General features: G+C 72.9%; 24 protein-coding genes and 1 pseudogene. 12 read left to right on the top strand and 13 right to left on the bottom strand.

Annotated elements, in window-relative coordinates; genetic code table 11:
- Nucleotides 1-149 precede the first annotated feature (149 nt).
- Nucleotides 150-1,109 (bottom strand): A/G-specific adenine glycosylase, encoded by a 960-nt coding sequence (locus SL103_RS33190; protein ID WP_069572639.1) that lies wholly within the window; start codon nt 1,107-1,109, stop codon nt 150-152.
- 588 nt (nt 1,110-1,697) lie between these two features.
- On the opposite strand from SL103_RS33190, the gene SL103_RS33185 reads away from it, so the two are divergent.
- Nucleotides 1,698-2,237: a pyridoxamine 5'-phosphate oxidase gene (locus tag SL103_RS33185; protein ID WP_244304099.1), complete on the top strand. Its 540-nt coding sequence runs from the start codon at nt 1,698-1,700 to the stop codon at nt 2,235-2,237.
- Between the two features lie 299 nt (nt 2,238-2,536).
- Here SL103_RS33185 and SL103_RS33180 read toward each other — a convergent pair whose 3' ends face one another.
- A complete protein-coding gene (locus SL103_RS33180; protein ID WP_079146107.1) occupies nt 2,537-3,226 on the bottom strand; it encodes a phosphatase PAP2 family protein in 690 nt (229 codons plus the stop codon).
- Nucleotides 3,227-3,458: 232 nt separating this feature from the next.
- Between SL103_RS33180 and SL103_RS33175 the strand changes: the two genes are divergently transcribed.
- Both SL103_RS33175 and SL103_RS33170 read left to right on the top strand, forming a co-directional pair.
- Nucleotides 3,459-4,292 (top strand): hypothetical protein, encoded by an 834-nt coding sequence (locus SL103_RS33175; RefSeq protein ID WP_069572638.1) that lies wholly within the window; start codon nt 3,459-3,461, stop codon nt 4,290-4,292.
- 229 nt (nt 4,293-4,521) lie between these two features.
- On the top strand, nt 4,522-5,517 hold the full coding sequence (locus SL103_RS33170; RefSeq protein WP_079146333.1) for an NAD-dependent epimerase/dehydratase family protein: 996 nt from the start codon (nt 4,522-4,524) through the stop codon (nt 5,515-5,517).
- A 168-nt stretch (nt 5,518-5,685) separates the two neighbouring features.
- Here the strand turns inward: SL103_RS33170 and disA are convergent, their stop codons facing one another.
- The gene (gene disA, locus SL103_RS33165; RefSeq protein ID WP_069572635.1) at nt 5,686-6,810 is read right to left on the bottom strand and encodes a DNA integrity scanning diadenylate cyclase DisA; all 1,125 of its coding nucleotides are present in this window, start codon (nt 6,808-6,810) and stop codon (nt 5,686-5,688) included.
- Between the two features lie 124 nt (nt 6,811-6,934).
- A complete protein-coding gene (gene radA, locus SL103_RS33160; RefSeq protein ID WP_069572634.1) occupies nt 6,935-8,347 on the bottom strand; it encodes a DNA repair protein RadA in 1,413 nt (470 codons plus the stop codon).
- Between the two features lie 188 nt (nt 8,348-8,535).
- Here radA and SL103_RS33155 point away from each other — a divergent pair, with 188 nt between their 5' ends.
- Entirely contained in the window at nt 8,536-10,317 is a 1,782-nt protein-coding gene (locus SL103_RS33155) for a BACON domain-containing protein (protein WP_069574338.1), read from the top strand.
- A gap of 189 nt (nt 10,318-10,506) precedes the next feature.
- Here the strand turns inward: SL103_RS33155 and SL103_RS33150 are convergent, their stop codons facing one another.
- Entirely contained in the window at nt 10,507-11,376 is an 870-nt protein-coding gene (locus SL103_RS33150) for a hypothetical protein (protein ID WP_069572633.1), read from the bottom strand.
- Nucleotides 11,377-11,570: 194 nt separating this feature from the next.
- On the opposite strand from SL103_RS33150, the gene SL103_RS33145 reads away from it, so the two are divergent.
- The 4 genes from SL103_RS33145 to ilvD all read left to right on the top strand — a co-directional run bounded on the left by SL103_RS33145 (nt 11,571) and on the right by ilvD (nt 16,219).
- Nucleotides 11,571-12,497, top strand: a complete 927-nt coding sequence (locus SL103_RS33145) for a Ppx/GppA phosphatase family protein (protein WP_069572631.1) — start codon at nt 11,571-11,573, stop codon at nt 12,495-12,497.
- Nucleotides 12,498-12,693: 196 nt separating this feature from the next.
- The gene (locus SL103_RS33140) at nt 12,694-13,518 is read left to right on the top strand and encodes a sugar phosphate isomerase/epimerase family protein (RefSeq protein ID WP_164492926.1); all 825 of its coding nucleotides are present in this window, start codon (nt 12,694-12,696) and stop codon (nt 13,516-13,518) included.
- A complete protein-coding gene (locus SL103_RS33135) occupies nt 13,515-14,168 on the top strand; it encodes a TetR family transcriptional regulator (RefSeq protein ID WP_069572629.1) in 654 nt (217 codons plus the stop codon). Before SL103_RS33140 ends, SL103_RS33135 begins: the two co-directional genes overlap by 4 nt.
- 200 nt (nt 14,169-14,368) lie before the next feature.
- The gene (gene ilvD, locus SL103_RS33130) at nt 14,369-16,219 is read left to right on the top strand and encodes a dihydroxy-acid dehydratase (RefSeq protein WP_069574337.1); all 1,851 of its coding nucleotides are present in this window, start codon (nt 14,369-14,371) and stop codon (nt 16,217-16,219) included.
- A 73-nt stretch (nt 16,220-16,292) separates the two neighbouring features.
- Here ilvD and SL103_RS33125 read toward each other — a convergent pair whose 3' ends face one another.
- From SL103_RS33125 to SL103_RS33105, 5 genes are all read right to left on the bottom strand, one after another.
- Nucleotides 16,293-16,853 (bottom strand): hypothetical protein, encoded by a 561-nt coding sequence (locus SL103_RS33125; protein WP_069572628.1) that lies wholly within the window; start codon nt 16,851-16,853, stop codon nt 16,293-16,295.
- Between the two features lie 8 nt (nt 16,854-16,861).
- The gene (locus SL103_RS33120) at nt 16,862-18,457 is read right to left on the bottom strand and encodes an alpha/beta hydrolase (protein ID WP_069572627.1); all 1,596 of its coding nucleotides are present in this window, start codon (nt 18,455-18,457) and stop codon (nt 16,862-16,864) included.
- A gap of 3 nt (nt 18,458-18,460) precedes the next feature.
- Nucleotides 18,461-19,027 carry a hypothetical protein gene (locus tag SL103_RS33115; protein WP_069572626.1) on the bottom strand — a complete coding sequence of 189 codons (567 nt, stop codon included), beginning with the start codon at nt 19,025-19,027 and terminating at the stop codon, nt 18,461-18,463.
- A 130-nt stretch (nt 19,028-19,157) separates the two neighbouring features.
- Nucleotides 19,158-19,370, bottom strand: coding sequence for a DUF397 domain-containing protein (locus SL103_RS33110; protein ID WP_069572625.1), 213 nt, complete (start codon nt 19,368-19,370; stop codon nt 19,158-19,160).
- Nucleotides 19,352-20,194 (bottom strand): helix-turn-helix domain-containing protein, encoded by an 843-nt coding sequence (locus tag SL103_RS33105; protein WP_069572624.1) that lies wholly within the window; start codon nt 20,192-20,194, stop codon nt 19,352-19,354. Before SL103_RS33105 ends, SL103_RS33110 begins: the two co-directional genes overlap by 19 nt.
- 179 nt (nt 20,195-20,373) lie before the next feature.
- Between SL103_RS33105 and SL103_RS33100 the strand changes: the two genes are divergently transcribed.
- On the top strand, nt 20,374-20,580 hold the full coding sequence (locus SL103_RS33100; protein ID WP_069572623.1) for a hypothetical protein: 207 nt from the start codon (nt 20,374-20,376) through the stop codon (nt 20,578-20,580).
- 346 nt (nt 20,581-20,926) lie between these two features.
- Here the strand turns inward: SL103_RS33100 and SL103_RS33095 are convergent, their stop codons facing one another.
- Nucleotides 20,927-23,146 carry a protein kinase domain-containing protein gene (locus SL103_RS33095; protein WP_069572622.1) on the bottom strand — a complete coding sequence of 740 codons (2,220 nt, stop codon included), beginning with the start codon at nt 23,144-23,146 and terminating at the stop codon, nt 20,927-20,929.
- 164 nt (nt 23,147-23,310) lie between these two features.
- Between SL103_RS33095 and SL103_RS33090 the strand changes: the two genes are divergently transcribed.
- Nucleotides 23,311-23,607 carry a peptidase gene (locus SL103_RS33090; protein WP_069572621.1) on the top strand — a complete coding sequence of 99 codons (297 nt, stop codon included), beginning with the start codon at nt 23,311-23,313 and terminating at the stop codon, nt 23,605-23,607.
- Between the two features lie 64 nt (nt 23,608-23,671).
- Nucleotides 23,672-24,220 (top strand): hypothetical protein, encoded by a 549-nt coding sequence (locus SL103_RS33085; protein ID WP_069572620.1) that lies wholly within the window; start codon nt 23,672-23,674, stop codon nt 24,218-24,220.
- Here the strand turns inward: SL103_RS33085 and SL103_RS33080 are convergent.
- Together SL103_RS33080 and SL103_RS33075 are read right to left on the bottom strand one after the other, a co-directional pair.
- Complete coding sequence (locus SL103_RS33080; protein ID WP_069572619.1) at nt 24,217-25,185, bottom strand: hypothetical protein; 969 nt, start codon at nt 25,183-25,185, stop codon at nt 24,217-24,219. The genes SL103_RS33085 and SL103_RS33080 overlap by 4 nt on opposite strands.
- 8 nt (nt 25,186-25,193) lie before the next feature.
- The gene (locus SL103_RS33075; protein ID WP_079146106.1) at nt 25,194-25,886 is read right to left on the bottom strand and encodes a TetR family transcriptional regulator; all 693 of its coding nucleotides are present in this window, start codon (nt 25,884-25,886) and stop codon (nt 25,194-25,196) included.
- A 92-nt stretch (nt 25,887-25,978) separates the two neighbouring features.
- Between SL103_RS33075 and SL103_RS33070 the strand changes: the two are divergent.
- Nucleotides 25,979-26,816 (top strand): annotated as a pseudogene (locus SL103_RS33070) (class I SAM-dependent methyltransferase).

Below are 26,816 nucleotides of genomic sequence, written 5' to 3'. Positions count from 1 at the left end.
TCCGACGCCTGAGAATCGGCAGCCGATCCGCCGGCTGGAGTCGCATCCGATGCGCCGCCTGAGAACCGGCATCCGATCGCCGCCCGAGAAGACGTCGGGCCCGGCCGCTGGAGCGGCCGGGCCCGACGCCCACTTCTGTGACAGCCGCGCTACGACGTCGGCAGCCGGTAACGGCCCCCGCTCAGCGGCTCCACCAAACCGTCCGACACCAGCCCGTCCAACGCCCGGGCGCGCTGCACCGGCTCGTCCCACACGGCGTCCAGCACCTGCTGCGGCACCGGCGCGACCGCCTCCCGCAGCACGGCCAGCAACTTGCCGCGCACCTGCCGGTCCGTACCGGCGTACGCCTGGGTGCGCCGCGGCGGACCGTCGTGCACCGGCGACCCGGCCAGCCGCCACGCGCACCGCGCGGCGATCGGGCAGCGATGGCACTCCGGAGCGCGCGCCGTGCACAACAGCGCACCCAGCTCCATCGTGGCCGCCGCCCAGCGCGCCGCCAGCGGCTCGTCCTCGGGCAGCAGCTGACGGGCGAGCTTGCGCTCCGCCGCGGTGGTCGCGTTCGGCGGGAACTGCCGGCCGGCCACCGCGCGGGCGAACACCCGTCGCACATTGGTGTCCAGCACCGCGTGCCGCTGCCCGTACGCGAAGGACGCCACCGCCGCGGCGGTGTACTCGCCCACGCCGGGCAGCGCCAGCAACTGGCCGTGCTCACGCGGCACGTCGCCGCCGTGTCGTTCCTGTATGGCGGACGCGGCGGCATGCAGCCGCAGCGCGCGCCGCGGGTAGCCGAGCCGGCCCCAGGCCCGCACCGCCTCGCCCGGCGCCTCGGCGGCCAGGTCGGCGGGGCGCGGCCAGCGGGCCAGCCACTGCTCGTACACCGGCAGCACTCTGCTGACGGGGGTCTGCTGCAGCATGAACTCGCTCACCATCACGCCCCAGGCGCCCGCCTCGGGGCGGCGCCAGGGCAGATCGCGGGCGTGCTCGTCGAACCAGTCGGTGACCGGGCCGTGCAGCGCGGTCCCGTCTGCGGCCTCCGCGGCCGGAACGGCGGCGGAGGCGGTCTCGGCGGCGGCGGTTGTGGCAGTGGAGGTGACAGGAGTCGAAGTCATGGCACCGCCGATCCTGGCACGTCCGCCCGCGCCCAGGAAACGCACCGGGCCCGCCCCGCCGCACGCCCACCCACACGCAGGACGCCCACATGCCCACACACGGCGGCTACCGCCGGTACGCCACCCCACCACACCGACGAAAAGCCGCGCGTCCCCCAGCACCGTTCCCCAAGCCAGTCACCCTCAGCTCGCCATCCACTCGCCCCCGCTCACTATCCGCTAACTCTCCGCGGGAACTGATTACTCTCCGTAATCGTTGCCGGAATAATGGAGGCAGCGGCGGCAAGGCGGACGGCGCAGGAGGCGCAGTCACGGCGAGCAGGCATGCATGCGGGCGGACGGGCAGGCAGGGTGAGGATCGGACAGGGTGAGGATGCAGACATGGCAGAGATAAGCAGCAGGGAACCGAGCGACCCGACATCAGGCGCGCACGGCGCAGCGGGGACGGCGGGCGCGGGCGACGCGGAGCGTACGGGGGGAGAGGCGCGCGCTGACGGCGCGGCGGGCGCTGGTGCGAGAAGCGGTACGGCGTGCCCAGCGGCGATTCGGCGGGCGCTGGCCGCGCACACGACGCTGACGCTGGCGTACGTGGACGAGGACGGGCCACAAGCCTGCGCGGTTCTCTACGCCACCGGCGGCACGACCACGCCCCCCGGCCCCGCGCCTGACCACGCCCCCGACAGCGCCCCTGGTTATGGCCCCGGCGGCGACGGCTCCGACAGCGCACGCGGCCATGGCTCCGAGGGCGACGACGGGTCCGGGAGTGGCGACGGGTCGTCCGACCTGGGCTCGGGGCCTGCTCTGTACTTCGTCACGGCGACCACGACCCGGCACGGCCGGGCCCTCGCCGAGCCGGACGCGCGGGTCGCGTTCACGGTGCAGCGGGACGGTCAGGAGTGGGTCGAGCTGACGGGGCTCCAGGGGCGGGGGCGCTGCCGCATCCTGGACGGTGCCGAGCGGGCGGCCGGCTGGCGTGTGTATACCGAGCGCTTCCCCTTCGTCGAGCAGAGCGACCGGCTGCGGGACGCCCTGGAGCGCACGGCTCTGTGGGAGCTGCGCCCCGATTGGCTGCGGCTGATCGACAACGGGCAGGGCTTCGGCCACAAGGAGGAGTGGCACCGTTCGTGAGGAGCGGAGAGAAGTGGCCCCGTTCCTGAGGGGCGGGGCGCCAGCGTCTGTGAGGAAGGTGCCCCCGAGGAGCAGGCTCCCCGAGGGTCCGCCCCACCCGAGGGGCCGCCTCCCCCGGAGGAACCGCATCCTCCAAGGAGCGGCCGCCCCGAGGGGTAGCGACCTGCGGGAAGCCGCGGTCGTGGCGGCCGTAGTGATTCCTGAGTGATTCCCGACGGCCGGACGTCACAACGCCGGAAGTCACAGCACTGGACGTCACGGCACCGGAAGTCGCAGCAGCGGGGCGGGTGGGGGTGGGGTCAGGGTCGGACCAGGGTTTGCCATGTGCGGTTGCCGGTGCGCAGGTGGTGGGCCAGGCGGGTCGTCGGGCGGCTGAGGAGGGCCATGCAGAGGATGGCTGCCGTGGCGCCCAGGGTGAGGCCGGCTGCGACGTCGTGGGGGTAGTGGACGCCGACGAAGATCCGGGAGAAGCCGGTCAGCAGGGCGATCGGCAGGGCCAGCCAGAGCGCGGTGCGCCAGGTGACGGCGATGCCGACGGCCAGGGCGGCGGCGATCGTGGAGTGGTTGCTCGGGAAGGACCAGTCGCCGTGCGGCGGGCAGGGGATGAGCGAGGCGGCCGCGCCCGCCACGGCCCGGCAGGGGCGTTCCTCGTGCACCGCGCTCTTGATGATCTCGCTCAGCAGGTAGGCGAAGGCGGTGGCTATCGGTACCAGCAGTGCCAGCGCGACCTGGTGGGCACTGCCGCGACGGGCCCGCCACCAGGCGGCCAGCGCGAGTGCCATCAGGAGCAGCAGGCCGCCCTCGGTGCCGATGTCGGCGACGGTGCGGAGCCAGTGCGGCGCGTCATGGGCGAGGTCGGTGATGTCGCGGTAGAGGCCGGTGGTGCTGTTGGTGATGGGGGCGTCGTGGGTGGTGTGGATGGTGGGGGTGGTGGGGGTGGTGTGCAAGGGGAGTGCGGGAGTTGTTCCGGTGGTGAGCGTGCTGTTCATGATCAACGACGGTACGGGGCGCGGCGGGTGGGCACCTGAGGCGAAGGTCAGGGGGTGCATCTGACGAAAGTGGGGCCGGAGCGGCGCAGAACCCCTACTAACGGGGCATCAGGGGTTGTTACGGCGGGAATCGTGGGTGTGGCGGCCGCTCCGGGCCGATCATGGGAAAAGTTGCAGCCTGATGCGGCGGGTAGTGGCCGGTGTGACTGCCGTTCTCTCGTAGAGTTTCCGCGTGGGATCACTGCGCAATCCGATCGGGCCGCTTCCCTCCTCCATCTACTGGCGGCGGAGGGCCGTTGCGCTGGCCATCGTCGTACTCCTCACCGTGCTGGTCGTCTGGGCGCTCAACCTGGGCGGCGGCAGCGGCACGAACGCCGATGGCGGCAAGGGCGGTTCGCACGGCAAGGGACCCGCGACCTCCATCACGCCCGGACCCTCGTCCGGCGGCCCGGCCGTCAGCGAAAAGCCGGGCGGACGTGACGAGTCGGGTGCCGGCGGGGAGTCGGGCTCGGATTCCGGTGGTGGTGACGGCTCTTCGGGCGGCGACGACAGTGGCTCGGGAGGCGGAAGTGGTTCGGGTGGTGGTGGCGCCGGGGCCGGTGGTTCCGGTGGCGGGCCGCTCGGGCAGGGCTCCGGCAGCGTGGTCGCGGCCGACTCTTCCCTGCCCAACTGCACCTCCCCCGACGTGGAGTTGACGCTAAAGAGCGTCAAGGAGTCCTACGCCCGTGACAAGAAGCCGAAGTTCGAGCTGACGGTCAAGAACACGGCCGATGCGGCCTGCAAGGTGGACCTGGGGCAGAAGGCCGCGGTGCTCACCATCACCGACACGGCCGGCGACGACCGGGTGTGGGCCTCGAACGACTGCCCGTCGGGCACCGCTCCCGCGCTGCTCCAGGTGCCCGCCGACGGTTCCGTGAAGCGGACGGTCGAGTGGGACCGCCGCGCCAGCGGTCCGCAGTGCGCGACGCCGAGTTCGGCGGCGGTGCCGGCCGGCAAGTATCTGATCGAGGCGAAGGTGCCGGGGCTGAAGCCGGCGCACACGTCGTTCGCGCTGGCCAAGGACTGATCCCGAAGGACTGAGCCCGGGGGAGAGCCCGTGCTCCCGGCCAGCGTGTGTCATCGCCTCGTCCGACCGGCCCGTTCAGCCCTCCCCGGATGCCCGCCCCGGCCCGTGGCCCCGGCCCGGCGCCCCGGCCCGTAATGGAAGGGCGGGCTCCGTTAGTTGCGCTCGTAGGGATTTCGCTGCGGGCGTGCGGCACTGGTTCCGGCCGCGTCCGTCCGGCAGGGTCGTGGACATGAAGCTACTGATGCTGGGCGGGACGGAGTTCGTGGGCCGGGCGGTCACCGAGGCGGCGCTGGCGCGGGGTTGGCAGGTGACGGTCTTCCACCGCGGTAATCACGCGCCGCCGGAGGGCACGGCCGCGCTGCACGGCGACCGGCGGGACCGGGCGGGCCTCGCGGCCCTGGAGACGGGTGAGTGGGACGCCGTCGTCGACACCTGGAGCGGCGCGCCCTCGGCCGTGCGGGACGCCGCGAGCCTGTTGGCGGACCGGGCCGGGGCGTACGCCTACATCTCCAGCCGGTCGGTGTACGCGTACCCGGCGCCGCTCGGGCTGGACGAGGACGGCCCGCTCGTGGCGGGCTCCGCGGACTCGACGGACAGCGACGACTACGCGGCGGCCAAGCGGGGCGGCGAGCTGGCCGCGGTCGACGCCTTCGGGGACCGTGCGCTGCTGGTGCGGGCGGGTCTGATCCTCGGGCCGTACGAGAACATCGGGCGGTTGCCGTGGTGGCTGAACCGCATCGCCCGTGGTGGCCCCGTTCTGGCGCCGGGGCCGCGGGAGTTGGCGCTGCAGTACGTCGATGTCCGGGACCTGGCGGAGTGGACGCTGGACGCGCTGGAGGCCGGCCGCGGCGGCCCGTACAACATGCTGAGCGAGATCGGGCACACCACGATGGGTGAGCTGCTGGAGAGCTGCGTCAAGGTCACCGGCTCGGATGCGGAGCTGCGCTGGACGGCCCCGGAGGACGTGCTCGCGGCCGGTATCGAGCCGTGGATCGAGCTGCCGGTGTGGCTGGCGCCCGACGAGTCGCGGGACGCGATCTACGGCGGGGACGCCTCCAAGGTGCTGGCGGCCGGGCTGAGGTGCCGGCCCGTCGACGAGACGGTCGCCGATACCTGGGCCTGGCTCCAGGGCATCGGCGGGGTGGCGCCGCAGCGGCCGGACCGGCCGGTGGTGGGGCTGGCGCCGGAGAAGGAGGCGGCTGTCCTGGAGCGCGTCGTGGAGTAGGCCGCCGGGGCGCGTCGCGGGGCTGCGTCGCGCGAGGGCCGGCTCGTACGAGGGCCGGCTCGCGCGAGCATCCCCGCGCGGTGCGTCCGCGACCGGCTCTACGTCTATACGTCTATACGTCTACACGTCGCGGTGCCGTCTACACGTCGCGGTGCCGTCCGCGACCGGCTATACGTACCGTTCCAGGATCGACGATTCCGCCAGGCGGGAGAGACCTTCGCGTACGGAGCGGGCGCGGGCCTCGCCCACGCCGTCGACCGCCTGGAGGTCGTCGACGCTGGCGGCGAGCAGCTTCTGCAGGCCGCCGAAGTGGTCGACGAGGCGGTCGATGACCGTGCCGGGGAGGCGGGGGACCTTGGCCAGCAGGCGGAAGCCGCGGGGGGAGACCGCGGAGTCCAGGGTCTCGGGGGCGCCGCTGTAGCCCAGGGCGCGGGCGACGGTGGGGAGTTCGAGGAGTTCGGTGTGGCTGAGGGCGTCCAGCTCGGCGAGCGCTTCGGCGACCGTGCGGGAGCGCTTGGCGGTCGGCTCGGGGACGTAGTCGCGTACGACCAGTTCGCGCTCGGGCTCCACCCCGGCGATCAGCTCTTCGAGCTGGAGGGTGAGCAGTCGGCCGTCGGTGCCGAGTTCGACGACGTACTCGGCGATCTCGGTGGCGATCCGGCGGACCATCTCCAGGCGCTGGGCGACCGCGGTGACGTCGCGGACCGTGACCAGGTCCTCGATCTCCAGGGCGGAGAGGGTGCCGGCGACCTCGTCCAGGCGGAGCTTGTAGCGCTCCAGGGTGGCCAGTGCCTGGTTGGCGCGGGAGAGGATCGCGGCGGACTCCTCCAGGACGCGGCGTTCGCCGTCGACGTAGAGGGCGATCAGCCGCATGGACTGGCTGACGGAGACGACCGGGAAGCCGGCCTGGATGGAGACGCGCTGCGCGGTGCGGTGGCGGGTGCCGGTCTCCTCGGTGGGGATGGAGGCGTCGGGGACGAGCTGGACGCCGGCCCGGAGGATCTTGGTGATGTCCTTGTCGAGGACGAGGGCGCCGTCGAGCTTGCACAGTTCGCGCAGGCGGGTGGCGGTGAATTCCACGTCGAGGACGAAGCCGCCGGTACACATGGACTCGACGGTCTTGTCGAAGCCGAGGACGATCAGTCCGCCGGTGTTGCCGCGGAGGATGCGCTCCAGGCCGTCGCGCAGCGCGGTACCGGGCGCGACGGCGCTCAGCGAGGCGCGCATCAGGCTCTCGGTTCCGGGGTTCCCGCCCGACCTACCGGAAGTCGATGCCCGGTCGTTGACTGCCACTGCGCTCCTCCGTTGCCAGGTCGCTCGGTCCGCAGGCCGCCCGGCCCTGCTGTGGTTGACGTACCAGGGGAGCGTACGTGGCCGACAGGCAATTGCGCGGTGACGGGCGAGACCAGGGCAAAGTCTACCGGCGCGCGCCCTCTTCCTGTGGGGCCTCCCGGCGCACTCGCTTGGGCAGGACGCTCAGTGCCTGCCCGACGTCGGCGACCTCAAGCACCCGCATTCCCTCGGGGATCTTGCCGGGGTCGGTGGGGACCAGGGCGTGGGTGAAGCCGAGCCGGGCGGCTTCGGACAGCCGGCGCTGGACGCCGGTGACGCGTCTGACCTCGCCCGCGAGGCCCACCTCGCCGATGGCGACCAGGTTCTTGGGGAGGGGAGTGTCGCTGGCGGCGCTGGCCAGGGCGAGGGCGACGGCGAGGTCGGCGGCCGGTTCGGTCAGCTTCACGCCGCCGACCGTGGCGCTGTAGATGTCGCGTTTGCCCAGGGCGCTGATCCGGCCGCGCTGCTCCAGGACGGCGAGCATCATCGACACCCGGGAGGTCTCCAGGCCGGAGGTCGTGCGCCGGGGGGAGGGGATCTGGGAGTCGACGGTCAGGGCCTGCACCTCGGCGACGAGGGGGCGGCGGCCTTCCAGGGTGACGGTGAGGCAGGTGCCGGGCACCGGTTCGGCGCGGCGGGTCAGGAAGAGGCCGGAGGGGTCGGCGAGGCCGGTGATGCCTTCGTCGTGGAGTTCGAAGCAGCCGACCTCGTCGGTGGTGCCGTAGCGGTTCTTGACGCCGCGGACCAGGCGGAGGCGGGCGTGCCGGTCGCCCTCGAAGTGCAGGACGACGTCGACGAGGTGTTCCAGCAGGCGGGGGCCGGCGATGGCGCCGTCCTTGGTGACGTGGCCCACCAGGAGCGTGGACATGCCGCGTTCCTTGGAGGCCCGGATGAGGGCGCCGGCCACCTCGCGGACCTGGGCCATGCCGCCGGGTGCGCCCTCGATCTCGGGTGAGGCGACGGTCTGTACGGAGTCCAGGACGAGCAGCGACGGCTTGACGGTGTCGAGGTGGCCGAGGACGGCGGACAGGTCGGTCTCGGCGGCCAGGTAGAGGTGGTCGTCGAGGGCGCCGATGCGGTCGGCGCGCAGTCGTACCTGGCTCGCGGACTCCTCACCGGTCACGTAGAGGGTGGGGTGGGCGGCGGAGGCGGACTTGGCGGCGGCGTCCAGGAGGAGGGTGGACTTGCCGACGCCGGGTTCGCCGGCGAGGAGGACGACGGCGCCGGGGACGAGTCCGCCGCCGAGGACCCGGTCGAGTTCGTCGACGCCGGTGGAGCGGGCGGTGGCCTGGCGGCCGTCGACCTGGCCGATGGGCAGCGCGGCCGTCGTGACCCGGCCGGGGGCGGTCGTGCGCACGGCGGGGGTGCCGCCGAACTCCTCGACCGTGCCCCACGCCTGGCACTCGGGGCAGCGGCCGAGCCACTTCGCGGTGGTCCAGCCGCACTCCGTGCAGCGGTACGAGGGGCGCTCCTTGCCCGGCGATTTACGAGTTGCCATGGGGTCACCGTAGCGGCGGGGTCCGACAACGCCCCGGGTTGCTCCGGCCGGGTGGCGCACGCGGCGCGTGCCCGTCCAGTGAAGAGGCGGTTCGTGTCCCCTTTTGAGGGAGATGGTCACCCGTAAGGGTTAAAAGTGTGCAAGGCGAGCAGGGCTGGCTGCATCATCCGCCTACCGTCGCCCGGGTGATGAGCAGCAGGCCCGAGCACCCCAGGCACTCCACCGGCGCACACCGGTCGCGCGGCGACGACCGCCGCCGGAGCCGTTCGCGGTCCGTCGAGCGGCCCGATCCGGGCGCCGCGGGCGACCACGACGACGGCTACGAGCCGTATCTGGACGGCCTGTTCACCTACTGCCTGTCGGTGCTGTGCGACCACGACGCGGCGACGGCGGTGCTCGGCGAGGTGCTGGCGCTCGCCGAGCGGCACCACGCCCGGTGCCCCGCGGACCCGGCGCGGCACCGCTCCTGGTTCTACGCCCTGGCCCGCTGGGCCTGTCTGCGCCGGCTCACCGAGCGGGCCGGCCAGGACATCGGCCGGCCGGACGGCAAGCGGGCGGCGGGCGGCCGGCCCGTCCGGGACGCCGAGCGGCGGCAGCGGGAACTGGCCGCGCTGGCCTGGCCGGAGGCCGCCGGGACCACCCCCGAGCAGCGGGAGGCGCTGGAACTCTCGGTGCGGCACCGGCTGTCCGCGGACGAGGTGGCGGCGGTGCTCGGCGCGGACCCGATCGCCACCCGGGCGCTGCTGGCCACCGCGTCGTGCGAGGTCGAGCGGACCCGGGCGGCGCTGGCCGTGGTCGAGTCCGGCCGCTGCCGCGAGGTGGCGCAGCTGGCGGGTGACAGTCAGCTGCTGCTGGGCGCGGCGCTGAGCCGGGAGCTGGTGCGCCACGTCGACGACTGTGCCGGGTGCCGGCGGGCCGCCGAGCGCGCCACCGTGCCGGGGACGTGGCCGGGCACCGCGCCGGCGGCCCGGGGTGCCCTGCCGCTGGTGGCCGTGGACCGGGACGCGGTCCTCGGTGCGCTGGGGGCGGCCCGGCGGTCGCGTTCGGGGCGCGCGGAGGGCGTGCCCGGCGCGGGGCGCGGCGGTGGCCGGACGGGTGGAGCAAACGGTTCTCCTCGCTACGACCGCAGCGGTTTCCCCGTGGGCGCGCCCACGGACCGGGCGGCCCGTCGCCGCAGGCTGCGGGCCCGGGCGCTGACCACGACCGTGGTCGCCACGGTCGTCGCGGCGCCGGTGCTGGCCCTGTGGGCGGCCTACCGGCAGGCTCCCGCGACGGGGGAGACGGCGGACGGCTCCGCGTCGGTGGCGGTCAACGACTCGCCGGCCGACGCGCGGCTCGGCGGCCGCCGGTACGAGAACGCCGGCAATGCCCGGACGACGCCCGCGCCCGGTTTCCGGGCCGGTGACGGGACACCCGACGTGTCGGTGGAGGTGATCAGCGCGGACGGCACTCCGCTGCGGCCGGGGGAGAGCACCGCCCTGGCGGAGAAGGGCCCGGGCCGGCTGACGGTCGCCGCGCAGCCGAGCGGCGGGACGACGGTCATCACGATCAGCGCCTCGGGCGGGAAGGCGGTGCGCTGGACGGCGGTGTCGGGTGCGGACTGGCTCCAGATGAGCCATACGGCGGGCGCGCTGCAGCCGGGGGAGTCCACGACGATCACGGTCTACGTCGACCACGACCGGGAGCCGACCGGCCACTGGCGGGCCCGGATCGCCATCGAGCCCGGGGGCACCGCCGTCACGCTGGACGGTTACGGCGCGCCCGGCCCCGCGCCCGGTCCGCACCGTCCGGCGCCGCACCACCCGGTTCCGTCACCCACGCGCCCGACGCCGACGCGTCCGCCGAGCCCGTCGGACCCGACCCCCACGCCGACGCCGACGCCCACGAACCCGACCCCGAGCCCCACGGCGACCACCCCGGCCCCGCCCTCGACCGAGACCCCGTCGAACACGACGCGCCCGGCGCGCTGAAAAGTGACGACGCGGGAGCCACCGGCGCCCGGCGCGCTGAGAGGGGACCAACGCGAGACCCACCGGCGCCCGGCGCGCTGAGAGGGGACCAACGGGAGAACCACCGGCGCCCGGCGCGCTGAGAGGGAATCACGCGAGAACGGTCGGCGCCCGGCGCGCTGAGGGGCGACCAGGCGCGGGCCGCCCCGGCTACTTCTGCTTGGCCGGCTTCGGCTGCTCGGCGGGCCGCGGCGGGTCCGCCGGGTGCGGGGCCATCGGCAGGGTCGCCGCCAGCCGCTCCTCGCACAGCTCGGCGAGCCGGGCGTAGCCCTTCTTGCCCATCAGCTCGGTCAGCTCCGGCTTGTACGAGACGTACACCGGCTCGCCGGCGCCGTGCGCGGAGGTCGCGGAGGTGCACCACCAGTGCAGGTCGTGGCCGCCCGGGCCCCAGCCCCGGCGGTCGTACTCGCCGATCGTGATCTGCAGCACCTGGGTGTCGTCGGGTCGGTCGATCCAGTCGTAGGTGCGCCGGACCGGCAGCTGCCAGCAGACGTCCGGCTTGGTCTCCAGCGGCTCGCGGCCCTCGCGCAGCGCGAGGATGTGCAGCGAGCAGCCCGCGCCGGCCGGGAAGCCGGGGCGGTTCTGGAAGATGCAGGAGCCCTGCCAGCGGCGGGTCTGCCGCTCGCCGTCCTCGTCCTCCTCGGTCCAGCCGGTCTCCGTGCCCACGTCGTGGAACTGCCAGAGGTCGGGCGTCAGCCGCGCCACATGGCTCGCCACCCGCTTCTCGTCGTCCTCGTCGGAGAAGTGGGCGCCGAGCGTGCAGCAGCCGTCGTCCGCCCGGCCGGCCTGGATGCCCTGGCAGCCGCTGCCGAAGATGCAGGTCCAGCGGGAGGTCAGCCAGGTCAGGTCGCAACGGAAGAGCTGCTCGTCGTCGGCCGGGTCGGGGAAGGTGACCCAGGCGCGGGCGAAGTCGAGTCCGACCTCGTCGGCCGGGGGCGGCGCCCCCTCGGCCTGCCGGGCGCGCCGCTTCCCGTCCTTATTGAGCGCTTTTTCGTGCTTCGCCTTTTTCGTCTTTGCCACGAGACCCAGAGTACGGGGCGCCGCGGGACCTTGAGCAATTGCACAATTACCCAGATTTCGCCCGGTGCGGGTGTGCCGGCGGCCGGACCGTCCGGCGGGGCCGGGCGACGGCCGTCGCGCGCTGCCGACCCGGGGGACGCCGTGGGGGGACCGGGGCGCAGGGGCGGTGGGGGACGCGCAGTAGGTTTCCCCGTATGAGACTCGGTGTCCTCGATGTGGGTTCGAATACGGTCCATCTGCTGGTGGTGGACGCGCACCCGGGCGCGCGCCCGCTGCCCGCCTATTCGCACAAGGCGGATCTGCGCCTGGCCGAACTCCTCGACGAGGACGGCGCCATAAGCGACCACGGGGTGGAGCGGCTGGTGGCCACCGTCCTGGAGGCGCTCCAGGTGGCCGAGGACAAGGGTGTCGAGAGCGTGCTGCCGTTCGCCACGTCGGCGGTGCGGGAGGCGTCCAACGGCGAGGAGGTGCTGCGCCGGGTCTCCCTGGAGACCGGCGTGGAGCTGCAGGTCCTGTCCGGGGAGGACGAGGCGCGGCTCACGTTCCTGGCGGCCCGCCGCTGGCTGGGCTGGTCCTCCGGCCGGCTGCTCGTCCTGGACATCGGCGGCGGCTCGCTGGAGATCGCGTACGGCCTGGACGAGGACCCGGACGTGGCGGTCTCGCTGCCGCTGGGCGCCGGCCGGCTGACCGCGGGCGACCTGCCGGGCGACCCGCCGGACCCGGAGGACGTGCGGACGGTGCGGCGCCGGGTGCGGGCCGAGATCGCCAAGGTGGTGAGCGAGTTCCGCCGCTACGGCGCCCCCGACCACGTCGTCGGCACGTCGAAGACCTTCAAGCAGCTGGCCCGGATCGCCGGCGCCGCGCGCTCCGCCGAGGGCCTCTACGTCCAGCGGGAGCTGACCCGCAAGAAGCTGGAGGAGTGGGTGCCGCGGCTCGCCGGGATGTCCGCGGGGGAGCGGGGGGAGCTGCCCGGCGTGTCCGAGGGGCGGGCGCGGCAGCTGCTGGCCGGGGCGCTGGTCGCCGAGGCGGCGATGGACCTGTTCGGGGTCGAGACGCTGGACATCTGCCCGTGGGCGCTGCGCGAGGGCGTGATCCTGCGGCGGCTGGACCACCTGCCGTAGGGGCGGTCGGCGCGGGCGTGGGCGTTCCCGCCCCGCGTGAGACTCGTCACGTCCGCCGGGGCGTGGCGCCGCACCCGTAACGCCTGGCCCTTGGCCCCCATGGCTTGTGAGGAGGCGGGTGGAGGCCCGGGACGGCGGGCCGCGGCTGCCGGGACCTCCTGCCCCGTCCACAGTTCCGGCCCGTACGCTGTCCCTCGTGACAGAGCCAGTGGTGCGCATTCCGGATGCGAAGGTCGCGCTGTCCACGGCTTCGGTCTATCCGGAGTCGACGGCGACGGCCTTCGAGATCGCCGCGCGCCTGGGCTACGACGGCGTCGAGGTCATGGTGTGGACCGATCCGGTCAGCCAGGACATCGAGGCGCTGCGCCGGCTCTCCGACTACCACGGTGTGCCGGTCCTCGCGGTCCACGCGCCGTGTCTGCTGATCACGCAGCGGGTCTGGTCCACCGACCCGTGGGTCAAGCTGCAGCGCGCCCGCAAGGCCGCCGAGAAGCTGGGCGCCTCGACCGTGGTCGTGCACCCGCCGTTCCGGTGGCAGCGCAGCTACGCCCGGGAATTCGTCCGCGGGGTGTGGCGCATGGAGGGCGAGACGGACGTCCGGTTCGCCGTCGAGAACATGTACCCGTGGCGCTACCGGGACCGCGAGATGCTGGCGTACGCGCCGGACTGGGACCCGACCAACGACGACTACCGGCACTTCACCGTCGACCTCTCGCACACCGCCACCGCGCGCAACGACGCGCTGGAGATGGTGACGCGGATGGGCGACCGGCTGGCGCACGTCCACCTCGCCGACGGCAACGGCTCCGCCAAGGACGAGCACCTGGTGCCCGGGCGCGGCAGCCAGCCCTGTGCCGAGGTGCTGGAGGGGCTGGCCGCGAGCGGCTTCGACGGGCACGTGGTCGTCGAGGTCAACACCCGGCGGGCGATGTCCGCCGCCGAACGCGAGGCCGACCTCGCCGAGGCGCTCGCCTACACCCGGCTGCACCTGGCCTCGCCGACCCGGGTTCCCGGGTCGTGACCGACGGCGGGGACGCGGCCGCGGAGGGCGGCAGGCGGCAGCAGCCCGCCGGGTCCGCACGCCGCCGGGGCCGCCCTGCCCGCGCCGCCGAGCCCGGCCCCGGCGCCCGGGAGCGCATCCTGGCCGCGGCCCGTACGGAGTTCGCCGAGCGCGGCTACGACCGGACGTCCGTCCGCGGTATCGCCAAGGCGGCCGGGGTGGACGCGGCGCTGGTCCACCACTACTTCGGCACCAAGGAGCAGGTCTTCGGCGCGGCCATCGAGCTGTCCTTCGCGCCGGCGCTGACCATGCCCGAGACCCTCGCGGGCGGCGGCGCCGACGTGGGCGAGCGGATGGCACGGTTCATGTTCGGCGTCTGGGAGAACCCGGTCACCCGGCAGCCGCTGCTGGCGATCATGCGGTCGGCGCTGACCAACGACACCGCGGCAGGGGTGCTGCGCGGCCTCGTCGCGCGCCGGATGCTGCAGCGGGTGGCGGGCGAACTGACCGTCCCCGACCCGGAGTTCCGGGCGCAGCTGGCCGCCGGGCACCTCATCGGGATCGCCGTGCTGCGTTACGTGATCAAGATGGATCCGCTCGCCTCCGCGGAGGTGGAGGAGATCATCGCGATGGTCGCGCCGGCACTTCAGCGCTATCTGACCCAGCCGTGACGCCCCGGGCGGGAACCGCCCACGCTGTCCGCACTGCGGGCAGCCGTCTCACATTCCGGCGCCGGTGTCCGGATCTTGGATCAAGAGCGTAACCTCGGCCTCAGCTGCTCTATGACGCCGCCCGGTGGGCGACGGGCCGCCCCGGCCCGGACTCCCGGAGCCCGGCGGTCGTACGGACGATTCCCGAGGGAGTGACCATCGTGCCCGATCTGAGGTCCCGCACCGTTACCCATGGCCGCAACATGGCGGGCGCCCGCGCCCTTATGCGGGCCTCGGGCGTAGCGAGCGAGGACATCGGTAAGCCGATCGTCGCGGTCGCCAACTCCTTCACCGAGTTCGTGCCCGGACACACCCACCTCGCCCCGGTCGGCCGGATCGTCTCCGACGCCATCCGGGCCGCCGGCGCCGTTCCCCGCGAGTTCAACACCATCGCGGTCGACGACGGCATCGCGATGGGCCACGGCGGCATGCTCTACTCCCTGCCGTCCCGCGACCTGATCGCGGACTCGGTGGAGTACATGGTCGAGGCGCACTGCGCCGACGCGCTGATCTGCATCTCCAACTGCGACAAGATCACCCCCGGCATGCTGATGGCCGCGATGCGGCTGAACATCCCGGTGGTCTTCGTCTCCGGCGGCCCGATGGAGGCCGGCCAGGCCACCCTCGTCGACGGCACGGTCCGCAAGCTGGACCTGATCAACGCGATCGTCGACTCGGTCAACGACAGCGTCTCCGACGAGGACGTCCTCCGCATCGAGGAGAACGCCTGCCCCACCTGCGGGTCCTGTTCCGGCATGTTCACCGCCAACTCGATGAACTGCCTGACCGAGGCCATCGGCCTGTCCCTGCCCGGCAACGGCTCGGTGCTCGCCACCCACACCGCCCGCAAGGCGCTCTACGAGAACGCCGGCCGCACGGTCGTGGAGATCACCAAGCGGTACTACGAGGACGGCGACGAGTCCGTCCTGCCGCGCAACATCGCCACCCGCGCCGCGTTCGAGAACGCCATGGCCCTCGACATCGCCATGGGCGGCTCGACCAACACCATCCTCCACCTGCTCGCCGCCGCGCAGGAGGCCGAGCTGGACTACGACCTCAAGGACATCAACGAGGTCTCGCGCCGCGTCCCCTGCCTGGCCAAGGTCGCCCCGAACGTCGCCCCCGGCGGCACGTACTACATGGAGGACGTGCACCGCGCCGGCGGCATCCCCGCCATCCTCGGCGAGCTGTACCGCGGCGGGCTGCTCAACGAGGACGTGCACTCCGTGCACTCCACCTCGCTCGCGGAGCACCTCAAGACCTGGGACGTGCGCGGCGGCTCCCCCTCCGCCGAGGCCGTCGAACTCTGGCACGCCGCCCCCGGCTGCAAGCGCTCCGCCACCGCCTTCTCCCAGTCCGAGCGCTGGGCATCCCTCGACGTGGACGCCGAGGGCGGCTGCATCCGCTCCGTCGAGCACGCCTACTCCAAGGACGGCGGCCTGGCGGTCCTCAAGGGCAACATCGCCGAGGACGGCTGCGTCGTGAAGACCGCCGGCGTCGACGAGTCCATCTGGACGTTCGAGGGCCCGGCCGTGGTCTGCGAGTCCCAGGAGGACGCGGTCGACAAGATCCTCACCAAGCAGATCAAGGAAGGCGACGTCGTCGTCATCCGCTACGAGGGCCCCAAGGGCGGCCCCGGCATGCAGGAGATGCTCTACCCGACGTCCTTCCTCAAGGGCCGCGGCCTGGGCAAGGCGTGCGCGCTGGTCACCGACGGCCGCTTCTCCGGCGGCACGTCCGGCCTGTCCATCGGCCACGCCTCCCCCGAGGCGGCCGCCGGCGGCACCATCGCCCTCGTCGAGGACGGCGACCGCATCCGCATCGACATCCCGAACCGCTCCATCGAACTCCTGGTGAGCGACGAGGACCTGGCCGCCCGCCGCGAGGCCCTCGGCGGCGTCTACGCCCCCAAGAACCGCGAACGCAAGGTCTCCGCGGCCCTGCGCGCCTACGCGGCGATGGCCACCAGCGCCGACAAGGGCGCGGTGCGGGACGTGAACCTGCTGGGCTGACCCGCGCCGAGAACAGCAGGGAGGCCCCCGTCGCGCGACGGGGGCCTCCCTGCTTGTTTCCTGCCGCGTGCCCTCAGAACTTCTGCTGTTTGGCCCCGGGGGGCAGGAAGCAGGGGGTACTGACGGAGAGGCGGAGGGTGTTGCGGGGTTTGACGGAGTCGGCAATGAGAGAAAAATTCTCTTTCTCGTGATATCCGTCGAGAATGACCTCGTGAGAGTGCGGACGTTCCTCGTATGAAGAGACGTCCACACCCCCCTGCTTCTTGAGGGCGGCCCGGAGTTTGCGGACGGCTGGAATGTGCTGTTCCTGCGGGAGGTCGGCGTATGCGGTGTACGTCAGGGTGTACCGGCCGTCATGCGCGACCTCGTCGTTTTGGCCAACGCAGTCCTCGAAGTCCGTGAAAGGGCCGAACCGTTTGCCTATCTTGACCTCGGCGTAGTGCGCCATGGTCGAGATGTAGTGCTTCGCCCAGGTCAGTGAATCTTCCCGGCTCTTGCGCGGCAGCGGTTTATTGGGATCGCTGGATTGCGAGGACATACATGCTCCGGTGAAAATGAGGGCCGAGGCGGTCAATGCGATCAGGCGGGTTCGCCTGAAGAGCTTGATCGTCGCCTCGGAGTGTTTTTTCTCCAAGGGGTTTCCTATAGGTCGACGGGCGTGGGCGGAGCCTTTTCCGGTTCGTGACCGGCAATGATCCGGCCCTGATTGGCAAGGCTTTCGCTCTTGTCGTCCCAGTAGCCGCTGTGTCCGTGGGTGTCGGTGACGAACCGGGTGCCGCCGAAGTCCGTGGTGTTCGGGTCGGGGCCGAGCGTCAGATCCTGCGCTTGGCTGATGGGGTCGTCGTCGGCGATGCCCGTGTAGAAATGTTTGGCGCCGACGTGGAGATCGGACGCGCTGCCCACGGTCTCCCCCGGGCTGCCGACGACGGAAATGCTGTCGGCGTCCAGGCCGTTGCCGCCGGAATCCGCGTCGCCGACCACCGTGGCGCCGTAGCTGTGCCCCAGCACCGTCATGTGCGCACGGTCCGGCCCTTCGTGCGAGGCGCGCAGGCCGTGGGTGAAAGCCCTCAGGTCAGGTGCCGCGTCGTCGGCTCGGGTGGTGCCGGCGACGGCGAGGTTCGGAGCCTCGTCGCTGGGAATTTCAGGAGCGTCGTAGCCCAGCCAGTAGACCATCGACGTGTTCGCCGACGGGTCGGCTCGCTCAGCCGACCGCTGCAACTTGTCGATCCGTGACAGCTGGCCGCCGGTCGAGCTCATGTCCGTTGCTGTGCCGGGTACTTGCACGCCGACGTTGTCAGCGGTGTCCGGATTCCCCATGGCGATGACGGCCTTACCGTCCTCGGCACCGTTGAAATCCAGGAGGTAGAGTTTTTTGTTTTCCGGTGCGCCGTCACGTTTGTCCAGTTCGGCCTTCAGGACCTCAAGGTTGTGTCGGTGTTCCGGAATGCCGGGAACGCCTTGGTCGCTGCCGTTGACGTAGTTGAGCTGCTGATCCAGCGCGAGCCGGTTCGCATCGTCACGGACAGCGCTGGGAAGGCCGTTCGTCTTGCCGATCTGCTCCGGGTACATGGTGGCGTACTCCTGGCGCGATGCCTCGTCGAGACCCTTCCACCAGGCAGCCGCGTCCTTGGGGTCCTTGGGGATCTGTGGCCCCTTGACGCCCAGGTCCTTCATGGCCTGCTGGGTGTCGGCCGCGGCCTCGGCGGCCATGTGCTTGTTGGTGCGGTCCAGGAGCTCGCCGCGGAGCTCCGACAGTGCGTGGTGGCCGTCGGCGCTGGCCTTCCGCGCGTCCTTGACCGCGGTGTCGATCTCCTCCTGGAAGTGCCTCATCCGGTCCAGCTTGCTCTGCGCCTCGTCCGGAGACTCGTCCGCTTCGCAGATGGCTTCTCCCACCGCGCCGGAGTCGTCGACGACGAACCCCTCGGACTCCGCGCTCCGTACCGCGTTGCGTAAGTCCGTCTGCGCCTGCTCCATACGGAACCGAACCGTCTCGATCGCCTTCGAGATGGTCATCGCCTCGGTACGGACCACGTTGATGCGCATCTCGATGTCCTCCAGGAACGCCAGGGCGGCCTTGGCGTCGTCCCCTTCCCAAGAGGCGTGCAGCGGACCGGTCACCTTCGTACGGTGCTGGTCGAACGCGCTGTCCATGTCCCGCGAAACCCGCTGCCAGGAGTCGGTGGCGGCCGTGAGATCCGCGAAGTCCTGCTTCAGCAGGCGTGCGTAGTCGGTAGCCACGGCTCATCCAAAGGGGTTGTCGTCGGTGCGCACGGGAGCCGCGTCCCGGCGGGGTGCCGCGAGGGTTTCGCCCGGGTCGTAGACGGGCATCGCGGGCTTGGCGTGCAGCATGTCGTCCGTGTTGGGCGACGGTGTACCGGGTGGCGGTGGCTGGTACTCGCCGACGGCCTCGCGTGCGGGGTCGGTACCGGGTGAAGCAGGGCGTGGCAATCCGGCGTACACGGTGGAGCCGGGCCCGCTCCCTGAGGCGGGAGCCGACGCGATCACGCCCACACCGTCCCCGTTGAAGTCCTCGAAGTCCTGATCAACCATGTCTTCGTTCCAGTCATGGTTGTCGGCGGTGTCGCGGAGGTTTCCGGCGCCCTGTAACAGGCGTTTGTGCAGACCGTCGAAAGCGGGCTTCCAGGTCTCACTGATCATGTGCAGCGCCGAGGCGACGGACCATCCCTCGGTGGCGCCCGCGGCCGTACCGGTGTCGGCGACGGACTTGTCGCACGATTTCTTGATGTCGTCGGCGATACCGCTCTGAGCGTGCGCCGACGCACGTAACTCTCCGGGTTGAACCGACATTCTGGCAGACAAGGAGCTCCCCCTCGCTCGTAACTGTGTGCGAAGGGGACGTTACCAAGTAGTGCCGCTACGGGATCGGCCCCCATCGCACCGTGCGACAGGGGCCGTTGGGCGGGACCGCGCCCGGACGTCAGGCCACGGACAGCTCGTCGGCCTTGACGGCGGTGACGAACGCCGACCAGGCCCCCGCGGGGAAGACGAGCGCGGGGCCGTGCGGGTCCTTGCTGTCGCGGACGGGGACGAGGGTGGGGAGGTCGTCGGAGACCTCGATGCAGGCTCCGCCGTCCTGGTTGCTGCGGCTGGACTTGCGCCAGGTGACGGTGCTCAGGTCGATGGCTCGCACGGCACTTCCTCCAACATCCGCGAGATGAACTTCCGTGACTCTGCAGGGGATAGGGCTACGTCACGGACCAGATCGTAGCTGAGCTGAAGTCGCTCGGACGCTGCCGTTTCCTCGACCAGTTCGCCCGAATAGCCAGTCTCCACCCAAGCCGCAGTGCGCCCGTCGGGGAGCCTCAGAAACATGGTGTCGGTGTTTGAGAGGGCGTGAAGACCGACTTCGTGGCGCACGATCTGCACCATCACGTTCGGCCGTTCGCCCATGTCGACGAGGTATTCAAGCTGCTCTCGCCACTCCGTGGCATCCGCCAATGGCGTACGCAGTACCGCCTCGGAGAGGATCGTGCGAAAACGAGGGGCGTCCTCGCTGTCCAGGAGAGCTCGGCGTCCTATGCGTGCGTCGACTTGCTTCGTCAGCTCTTCGCCGCGCAGGCCACCGGTAGACAGCAACTCTCGTGCGTAACTTGCTGTCTGGAGCAATCCATGCACGGTGCTCACCCCGTAATGCCACAAGCTCACCGCCTCCGCCTCCAGCGTCATGTACCGCCGGTACCGCTCCTTGAACTGCGTAGGGTCCCCCGCCGCCAGTTCCCACAGCGTCAGCAGCAAGCCCGCCGTCCCGTAGTGCTGGTCCAGCGCCTCGGCGACCTCCGGGCTGCCGAGGGTCTGGCCGCTCTCCAGCTTTCCGAAGAGGGACGCGTCCCAGCCCAGTGCCGTGCCGAGCTGGCGCAGGCTCTCCCCGCGCTGGGTGCGCAGTAATCGCAGCTCCTCCGCGAAGCGTCGGCGCGGTTCCTGGCTTCGGCCGGTGACGGCTGTCCTCGGCGGCATGGCGACCTCTTCTGTGGAACGTGTGGAACGTGTGGAACTACCGGTTTCCGGCGTGGAACTACGGCCCGTATCGGTGGGATCGCTTCCCACGCCGGACCATCCTCGTAACAGCCAGGTCACTCACGGTAGTTGTCGTCCGGCGCGCCAGGCAGCGGAACGGCAGATGGGAGCGGTACCAAATGACCACAGAACCCGACACGGAGGCCCAGGAGGCGTGCGACGAGTTGGCCGCCGCACTCCGGCAGGCCGGCATCGTGCTGCCGTCGCTGGGTGTCGACCCGGTGTCGTGCGCCCGCCCGTATCCGCGCCCGCTGGTCGAGTTGGGGCGCTGCAACCTGGAGACGGTGCGGCGGCTGACCGCCGTGCTCGTGCGGGCGGCGCGGTGACCGGGTGGCTCGTGCGGCTCCTCGCGCGGGTCCTGCCGGCGTGCGGCAGGCACCGCGACCGGGGTGGACCGCGGCCCGTGCCCGTCCCGCGCCGTCGCCGTCACCACAGCCGTCTCCCGCGTCACAGGAGCCCGTACGCCCGTGACGCCGTCGCCGGAGGGCCGTTCATGGACACCCGCAGCCCGGTACGTCGCTACGTGCCGCGCCCGTACATCTCACCGGCGTGCCACCTCGGTACGCACGCGGCGTGCGACAAGGGCGCGCCCGGGCCCGAGGTCACCTCGGTGCCGGGGGTGTGGCGGGAAGCGTGCGCCTGTCCCTGCCACGAGGGCGGGGCGCCGGGCGTTCACCAGGCGGCGGGGTCCTTCGTGGGGGCCGTGAACACCGTGCCGTTGGGCGCCGCCGCGTAGACCCGGCCCCGCGCGGCGTCCACGCGCGGGGCGGGCAGCGCCTGGAGGAAGCCGTTGTGGCGGTCGGCCGCCAGCTGCGGCCGGGTCTGCCCCAGCAGCCCGCCCGACCGGGTGTCGACGGCCAGCAGCCGGCCGTCCGCCGCGGTGAAGAACAGCCGGTCACCGCTGACCACCGGCGCCGAGCCCCGGCTGACCGCGGTCTCGGTGTCCCACTTCCGTGCGCCGACGGCCTGCAGCGCACCGCCCTCGGCCAGCAGGTAGACCGTTTCGCCGTGCACCACGGCGGAGGTGTTCTGCAGCGGCGCGGCCAGCGGCAGGCGGCGGGTGCGGCCGGTGGCCGGGTCGTAGCGGACGACGCCGGTGGTGTAATTCACCAACTTCGGGTCGGTGGACGTGAGGTAGAGCGCGCCGGACGCGCCGGTCCCGGCCGGGGTGAGCGTGCCGGGCAGTCGCCGTGCCCAGCGGACCCGGCCGTCGGCCGGATCGACGGCGGTGACCTGCGAGCCGGTGCCGTCCGCGGTGGCCTCGGCGGCGTAGGCGGTGCGCGGGTCCCCGAACGAGGAGAACACCGGCAGCCGGTGCCCGGGGAAGCGCTTGCGCCACCGCTGCCGGTGGGTGGCGCTGTCCAGCGCGGTGACGGTGCCGTCGGCGGCCGTCAGGAGCACCCGGTCGCCGACGACGGCGGCGCCGCCCTCGTACCCGGAGACGTCCTTGCTCCAGTGGGTGGCGCCCTTGCCGCCGGCCGACGGGTCGAGCGCCAGCAGCCGTCTGCCGTCGGCGGCGAAGACGTAGAGCAGCCCGCCGGAGAGCACCGGAGGGGTCGGGGAGACGGCTTCCCGGCCGGCCGGGGCGGCCGTGCGGCGCCACACCACCTCGCCGGTCTCCGGGTCGAGCCGGGCGGCGGGCAGGCCGGACTGGCCGCAGAACACGGCGCCGTCGCCGCTGGTGCAGTACGGGACTTCGGCGACGTAGCCCTTGGGCCGCTCGACGAGGGTGGTGCGCCACGGATGGAAGCCGGCCGCCGCGCGGGACGGGCGGGTCTGCAGGGCGGGGTCCTGGCCGGGGCCGGCGGGCGTCAGCACCTGTACGGCGGTGAAGACGCCGGCGCCCGCGAGCAGGAGGGCGAGCGCGGCCCACAGGGGCCGGCGGCGCGCGAAGCGGGGGCGGGGCGCGGCGGGGGCCGGGGCCTCGGGGGGAACTCCGGCGGGGGCCCGGGCGGCCTCGGCCCGTACGGGCTGCCGCTGTTCCGGTATCCGCACCGCGCCCGGCGCCGCGCCGCCCGGCATCTCCGCGGTCGCGCCGGCCGGCAGCGTGAGGGGCCCGGCGTCCGGGGCGTCCCTGCGCAGTCGCGTCATCAGCGCGTCCGGCGTGGGCCGGTCCGCCGGGTCCTTGGCCAGGCAGTCCTCGATCAGCGGCGTCAACTCCTGCGGTACGCCGCCCAGATCGGCCTCGTCGTGGACCACCTGGTACGCGACGAGGTAGGGGCTCTCCGAGTCGAACGGGCCACGCCCGGTCGCGGCGTGCACCAGCACCGACCCCAGCGCGAAGACGTCCGCCGCCGGGCCGACCTCGCGGGGCCGCTGGAACTGCTCGGGCGCCATGAACGGCGGGGTGCCGATCAACTTGCCGGTCTCGGTGCGCATTTCGCTGTCCGAGGGGCGCGAGATGCCGAAGTCGATGACTTTCGGGCCGTCGGCGGCCAGCAGCACGTTGCCCGGCTTGAGATCGCGGTGCACCACTCCCGCGCGGTGGATGTCGCGCAGCGCCTCGGCGAGCCCCGCGGCCAGCCGCCGTACGTCGTCGGACGCCAGCGGGCCGTTCCGCTTCACGTGGTCGGAGAGGGTCGGGCCGGGGATGTGCAGGGTCGCCATCCACGGGCGTTCGGCGTCCGGATCGGCGTCCACGACGGGCGCGGTGAACGCCCCGCTGACCCGCCGCGCGGCCGCCACCTCCTGCCGGAACCGCCCCCGGAATTCCGGGTCCTGGGCGAATTCGGCGTGGATGACCTTGACCGCGAGCAGCAGGCCGGAGGAGGAGCGGGCCAGGTGGACCACGCCCATGCCGCCGGAGCCGAGGCGCGCCTCCAGGCGGTACTGCCCGGCGTATTCCGGACGCTCCGCTTCCGGGCCGGGCCCGGTATCGCGCAGCGACGGCATGGATCCACCCCCGTGTTTTTCCGGTGCCATTCGGTCGCAGGTGCGACGCGCGGAGCCTAGTCGATGGCACGTACGAGATGAACGAGGCTTGCTAGCGTGCCGCTTGCACATCTGACAACGGGCCCGGCGGCGGGCCCTCCACGGGGGAACACGGGGGACATCACATGAGTACGCAGGACGTCCAGGGCGCCCAGGAGGCTGCCGCCGGGAGCCGCACCTTCCAGGTGGCGCCCGGCTACCAGGTCAACGTGCGCAACGGGCCGAGCACGAGCTCTGCGATCGTCCGCCGGCTGGCGGCGGGCGCGTGGATCGAGATCCGCTGCCAGCGGCACGGCGAGCGGGTCAGCGGGCCGTGCGGCACCACCGACATCTGGGACAACATCGCGCCCGGCCAGTACGTCTCCGACGCGTACGTCCGGACGGGCAGCAGCGGCATGGTCGCGCCGCGCTGCACCAGCTGAGGGGCCGGGCAGCCCGGCGGCCCGGGCCGCCGGGGATTCCGGCCGGCCGGGGATAATCGGTGCCATGAGCGACGAGCAGACCCCGTCCGGGAGCCCGGAGCGCCGCGACGCCGGAGCCGGCGTTCCGGAGCGCGGCGGCCCCGAGCCGGAGGAGATCCGGTTCTTCGGGACGAGCTGGGTCCACCACGACGGCGGCTACGCCCTGCGCCGGGCCGGGGTCGCGGTGGGCTCGCTGGCGCTCGCCGCTGCGGGCGCGGCCGTGCTGCGCTTCGCGTTCCAGGGCCTGGAGGTCGCCGACGTCGGGCCGTTCGTCGGCATCCTCGTCGTCGCCGGCTTCGCCATCTGCAGCGCGCTGGCCTTCCGCCGCACCTGGGAGGGGTTCGCGCGCCGGCCCGACCCGGCCGCGCAGAGCGCCGCCGACCGGTCCGGACAGGGCCTGATGCTGATCGGCTTCATCGGCTCGCTGCTCGCGTACTTCTGCCGCAGCCTCGTCGAGGCGCCCGGCGAGAAGCTGCACCGCGCCGAGTACGCGGCGGCCCGCGAGCGGTACGAGCGCCGGCGCGGCGCCCGTACCGGCAACCCGGCCGCGAAGAAGCCGAGGAAGCGCCGCTAGGGGGTGTCGCGCCGGGACCCGGCCTCCGGCCGCGCGTAGCGGGCCGCCATGGCGGCGAACACCTCCCGCGGCTCCCAGCGCGTCTCGTCGAGCATCGACACCACGCCGTACGACGCCAGGTCCGCGCCCTTGCGGGTCTTGTACCCGGCGAAGGTGAACCACAGCGCGGTGTCCACGCCCTCCTCCTCGAAGACGTCGAGCAGTTCGGTGAGGTAGCGGACCTGCTCGCCCTCGTCCGGGACCGCGTCCGCGGGCGGCTGCCAGGCCAGTCCGCCGCGTTCGCCGGCGCCCCGGTAGGGGCAGGTGCCGAACTCGGTCACCGCGACCGGCTTGCCGTGGGCGAGGTGCCCGCGCAGCTCCTCGCGGAACGTCGAGGCGTTGTACGCCGCCCGGTAGGCGTCCACCCCGACCACGTCGAACGGCCGCCAGTCGATGCCCTCCCAGGGGCCCGAGGCGTAGCTGATCCGGCCGCCGAACCGCCCGCGCACCAGCTCCGCGACCTCCGCCAGGAAGTCGTTGAGCCGCTGCTGCACCGGGCCGAGCGACATCCACCAGTCGCGGTCCCCGGTGGTCATCGCGTGGAGCCGGTCGCGGTAGGTGTCGCCCGGGATGAAGCCGGCGCAGAACGCGCTCATCTCGCACCCGGCGACGAACACCACCTCGGCGCCGTCCGCGCGGACCGCCTCGGCCCGCTCGGCGCAGTCGGCGAAGAACGGCCGCAGCTCGTCGGTGGTGAGGTCCACCGGGAACGGCGCGAACCACACCTCCAGGCCGGCCGCGGCGGCGTTGCGCGCCGCGACGCCCAGCCGCTCGGGATCGCCACCCGATATGCGCACCGCGTCGCAGTGCAGTTCGCCGGCGATCACCGCCATGTCCTCGGCCACCGCCGCTTCGGTGAAGCTCTCGCGGGAGGCGTCCTCCCCGGGCAGGAAGCCGGTGTCGTAGTTGATTCCCCGTGCGCGCATCTCGCCCCTCACTGCTCGTTCCGGTCCGCTCGGTCGTGGTGGCCGGTGGTGGGTGGCCCGTCGGGCGGGGCCGCTGCCCCGCTCCCGGCCGGTGTGCCGCCCGCGAAGGGGTCGAGGCCGTGCGCCAGCAGCCCGAAGGCGAGCTCGACGTCCTCGGCCAGGCGGGCGCGGGCGTCCTCCAGGGAGGCGCCGGCGGCCAGCCGCCGGAAGAACGTCTCCTGGAGCGTCACCAGCGAAGCGCTGATCTGGGCCGCCATCAGGGCCGCGGCGGTCTCGCCGTGCTCGGCCGCCAGCACCTCCGCGAGCCGCTGCCGCTGCTGGTAGAGCAGGGCGTCGGCGGCGCTGCTGAGCGACGGGCTGTCGAAGATCACCCGTACCCGGGAGACCAGGACCTCCGTGTCCATCCCGGTCAGCGGGCCGGCGGCGAACGCGCGGTAGTGCGTGTGGAGCGCGTCCAGCGGCGACGTGCCGGCCGGCCGCCCGGCGACGATGCCCGCCAGGTCCTCGTCGCCCACGCCCTGGAGGGCGAGCGACTCCTTCGTCGGGAAGTACGAGAACAGCGTCGCCTTGGCCACCTCGGCGGCCTCGGCGATCTCGCCGACCGTCACCGCCTCGAAGCCGCGCTCGGCGAACAGCCGCCAGGCCGTCGCCGCGATCCGCTGCCGCGTCTGTTCCTTCTTCCGCTCCCGCAGTCCCGCCATGCCCCCACAATAACCAGACCGAGTCTGAAAACAAACCTGGTACGAATTTCCGTTTCGGGCTCGCCGCCCGCCCGGGGCGGGCACCAGGGCCCATGCCGCCCCTCCCGCCCCCGCCGCCCGAGGCCCCGGGCCGCGCCACCCTCGCCCGCGCCTTCGACGCGGTGGCCGCCCAGTACGCCGCCGCCCGCCCCGGCTACCCACCGGCCCTGTTCGACGCGGTCGAGGAACTGGCCGGCCGTCCGCTGGCCGGCGCGCGGGTGCTGGACGTCGGCGCCGGCACCGGCATCGCCACCGCGCTGCTCGCCGCCCGCGGCGCCCGTGTCACCGCCGTCGAGCCGGGCGCCGCGATGGCCAGCCGGCTGCGCGCCGCCCACCCCGCCACCCCCCTGGTCCGCGCCCTCGGCGACGCCCTGCCGTTCGCCGACGACGCCGGCTTCGACCTCGTCGGCTACGCGCAGTCCTGGCACTGGACCGACCCGGCCCGCTCGGTCCCCGAGGCACGGGGGTCCCCCCTGCTCCTTTAGAGCTTGGGGGAGGGTGCTGCGGCCCGGCGGCGCGCTCGCCCTGTGGTGGAACGTCCCCGACCCCGGCGTCCCCTGGGCCGCCGAGCAGGAGGCCCGGCTTGCCCGCCGCCTCCCCGGCTACCACGCCCACAGCGTCGCCCCGGAGGCCCCCGGCCTGATCCGCGGCCTCGGCCTCGGGCTGAACCCCGCCAGCCGCGTCCTCCACTGGACCCGGCGCGTCCCGCTCGACACCCACCTCGCCATGCTCGGCAGCCGCTCCTACTTCGCCGCCATCGGCCCCGCGGCCGCCGCGCCCGTCCTGGAGGCCGAGCGCACCGCCCTGCTCAACGTCTTCCCGGACGGCACCGTCGAGGAGGCGTACGCCCTCGACCTGACCGTCACCCGCCGCCCGCCCGCCCCGTCCTGA

Origin of the sequence: Streptomyces lydicus, assembly GCF_001729485.1 — a bacterium.
Taxonomy (GTDB): Bacteria; Actinomycetota; Actinomycetes; order Streptomycetales; family Streptomycetaceae; genus Streptomyces; species Streptomyces lydicus_D.
This window is presented reverse-complemented; position numbering and strand designations above follow the sequence as displayed.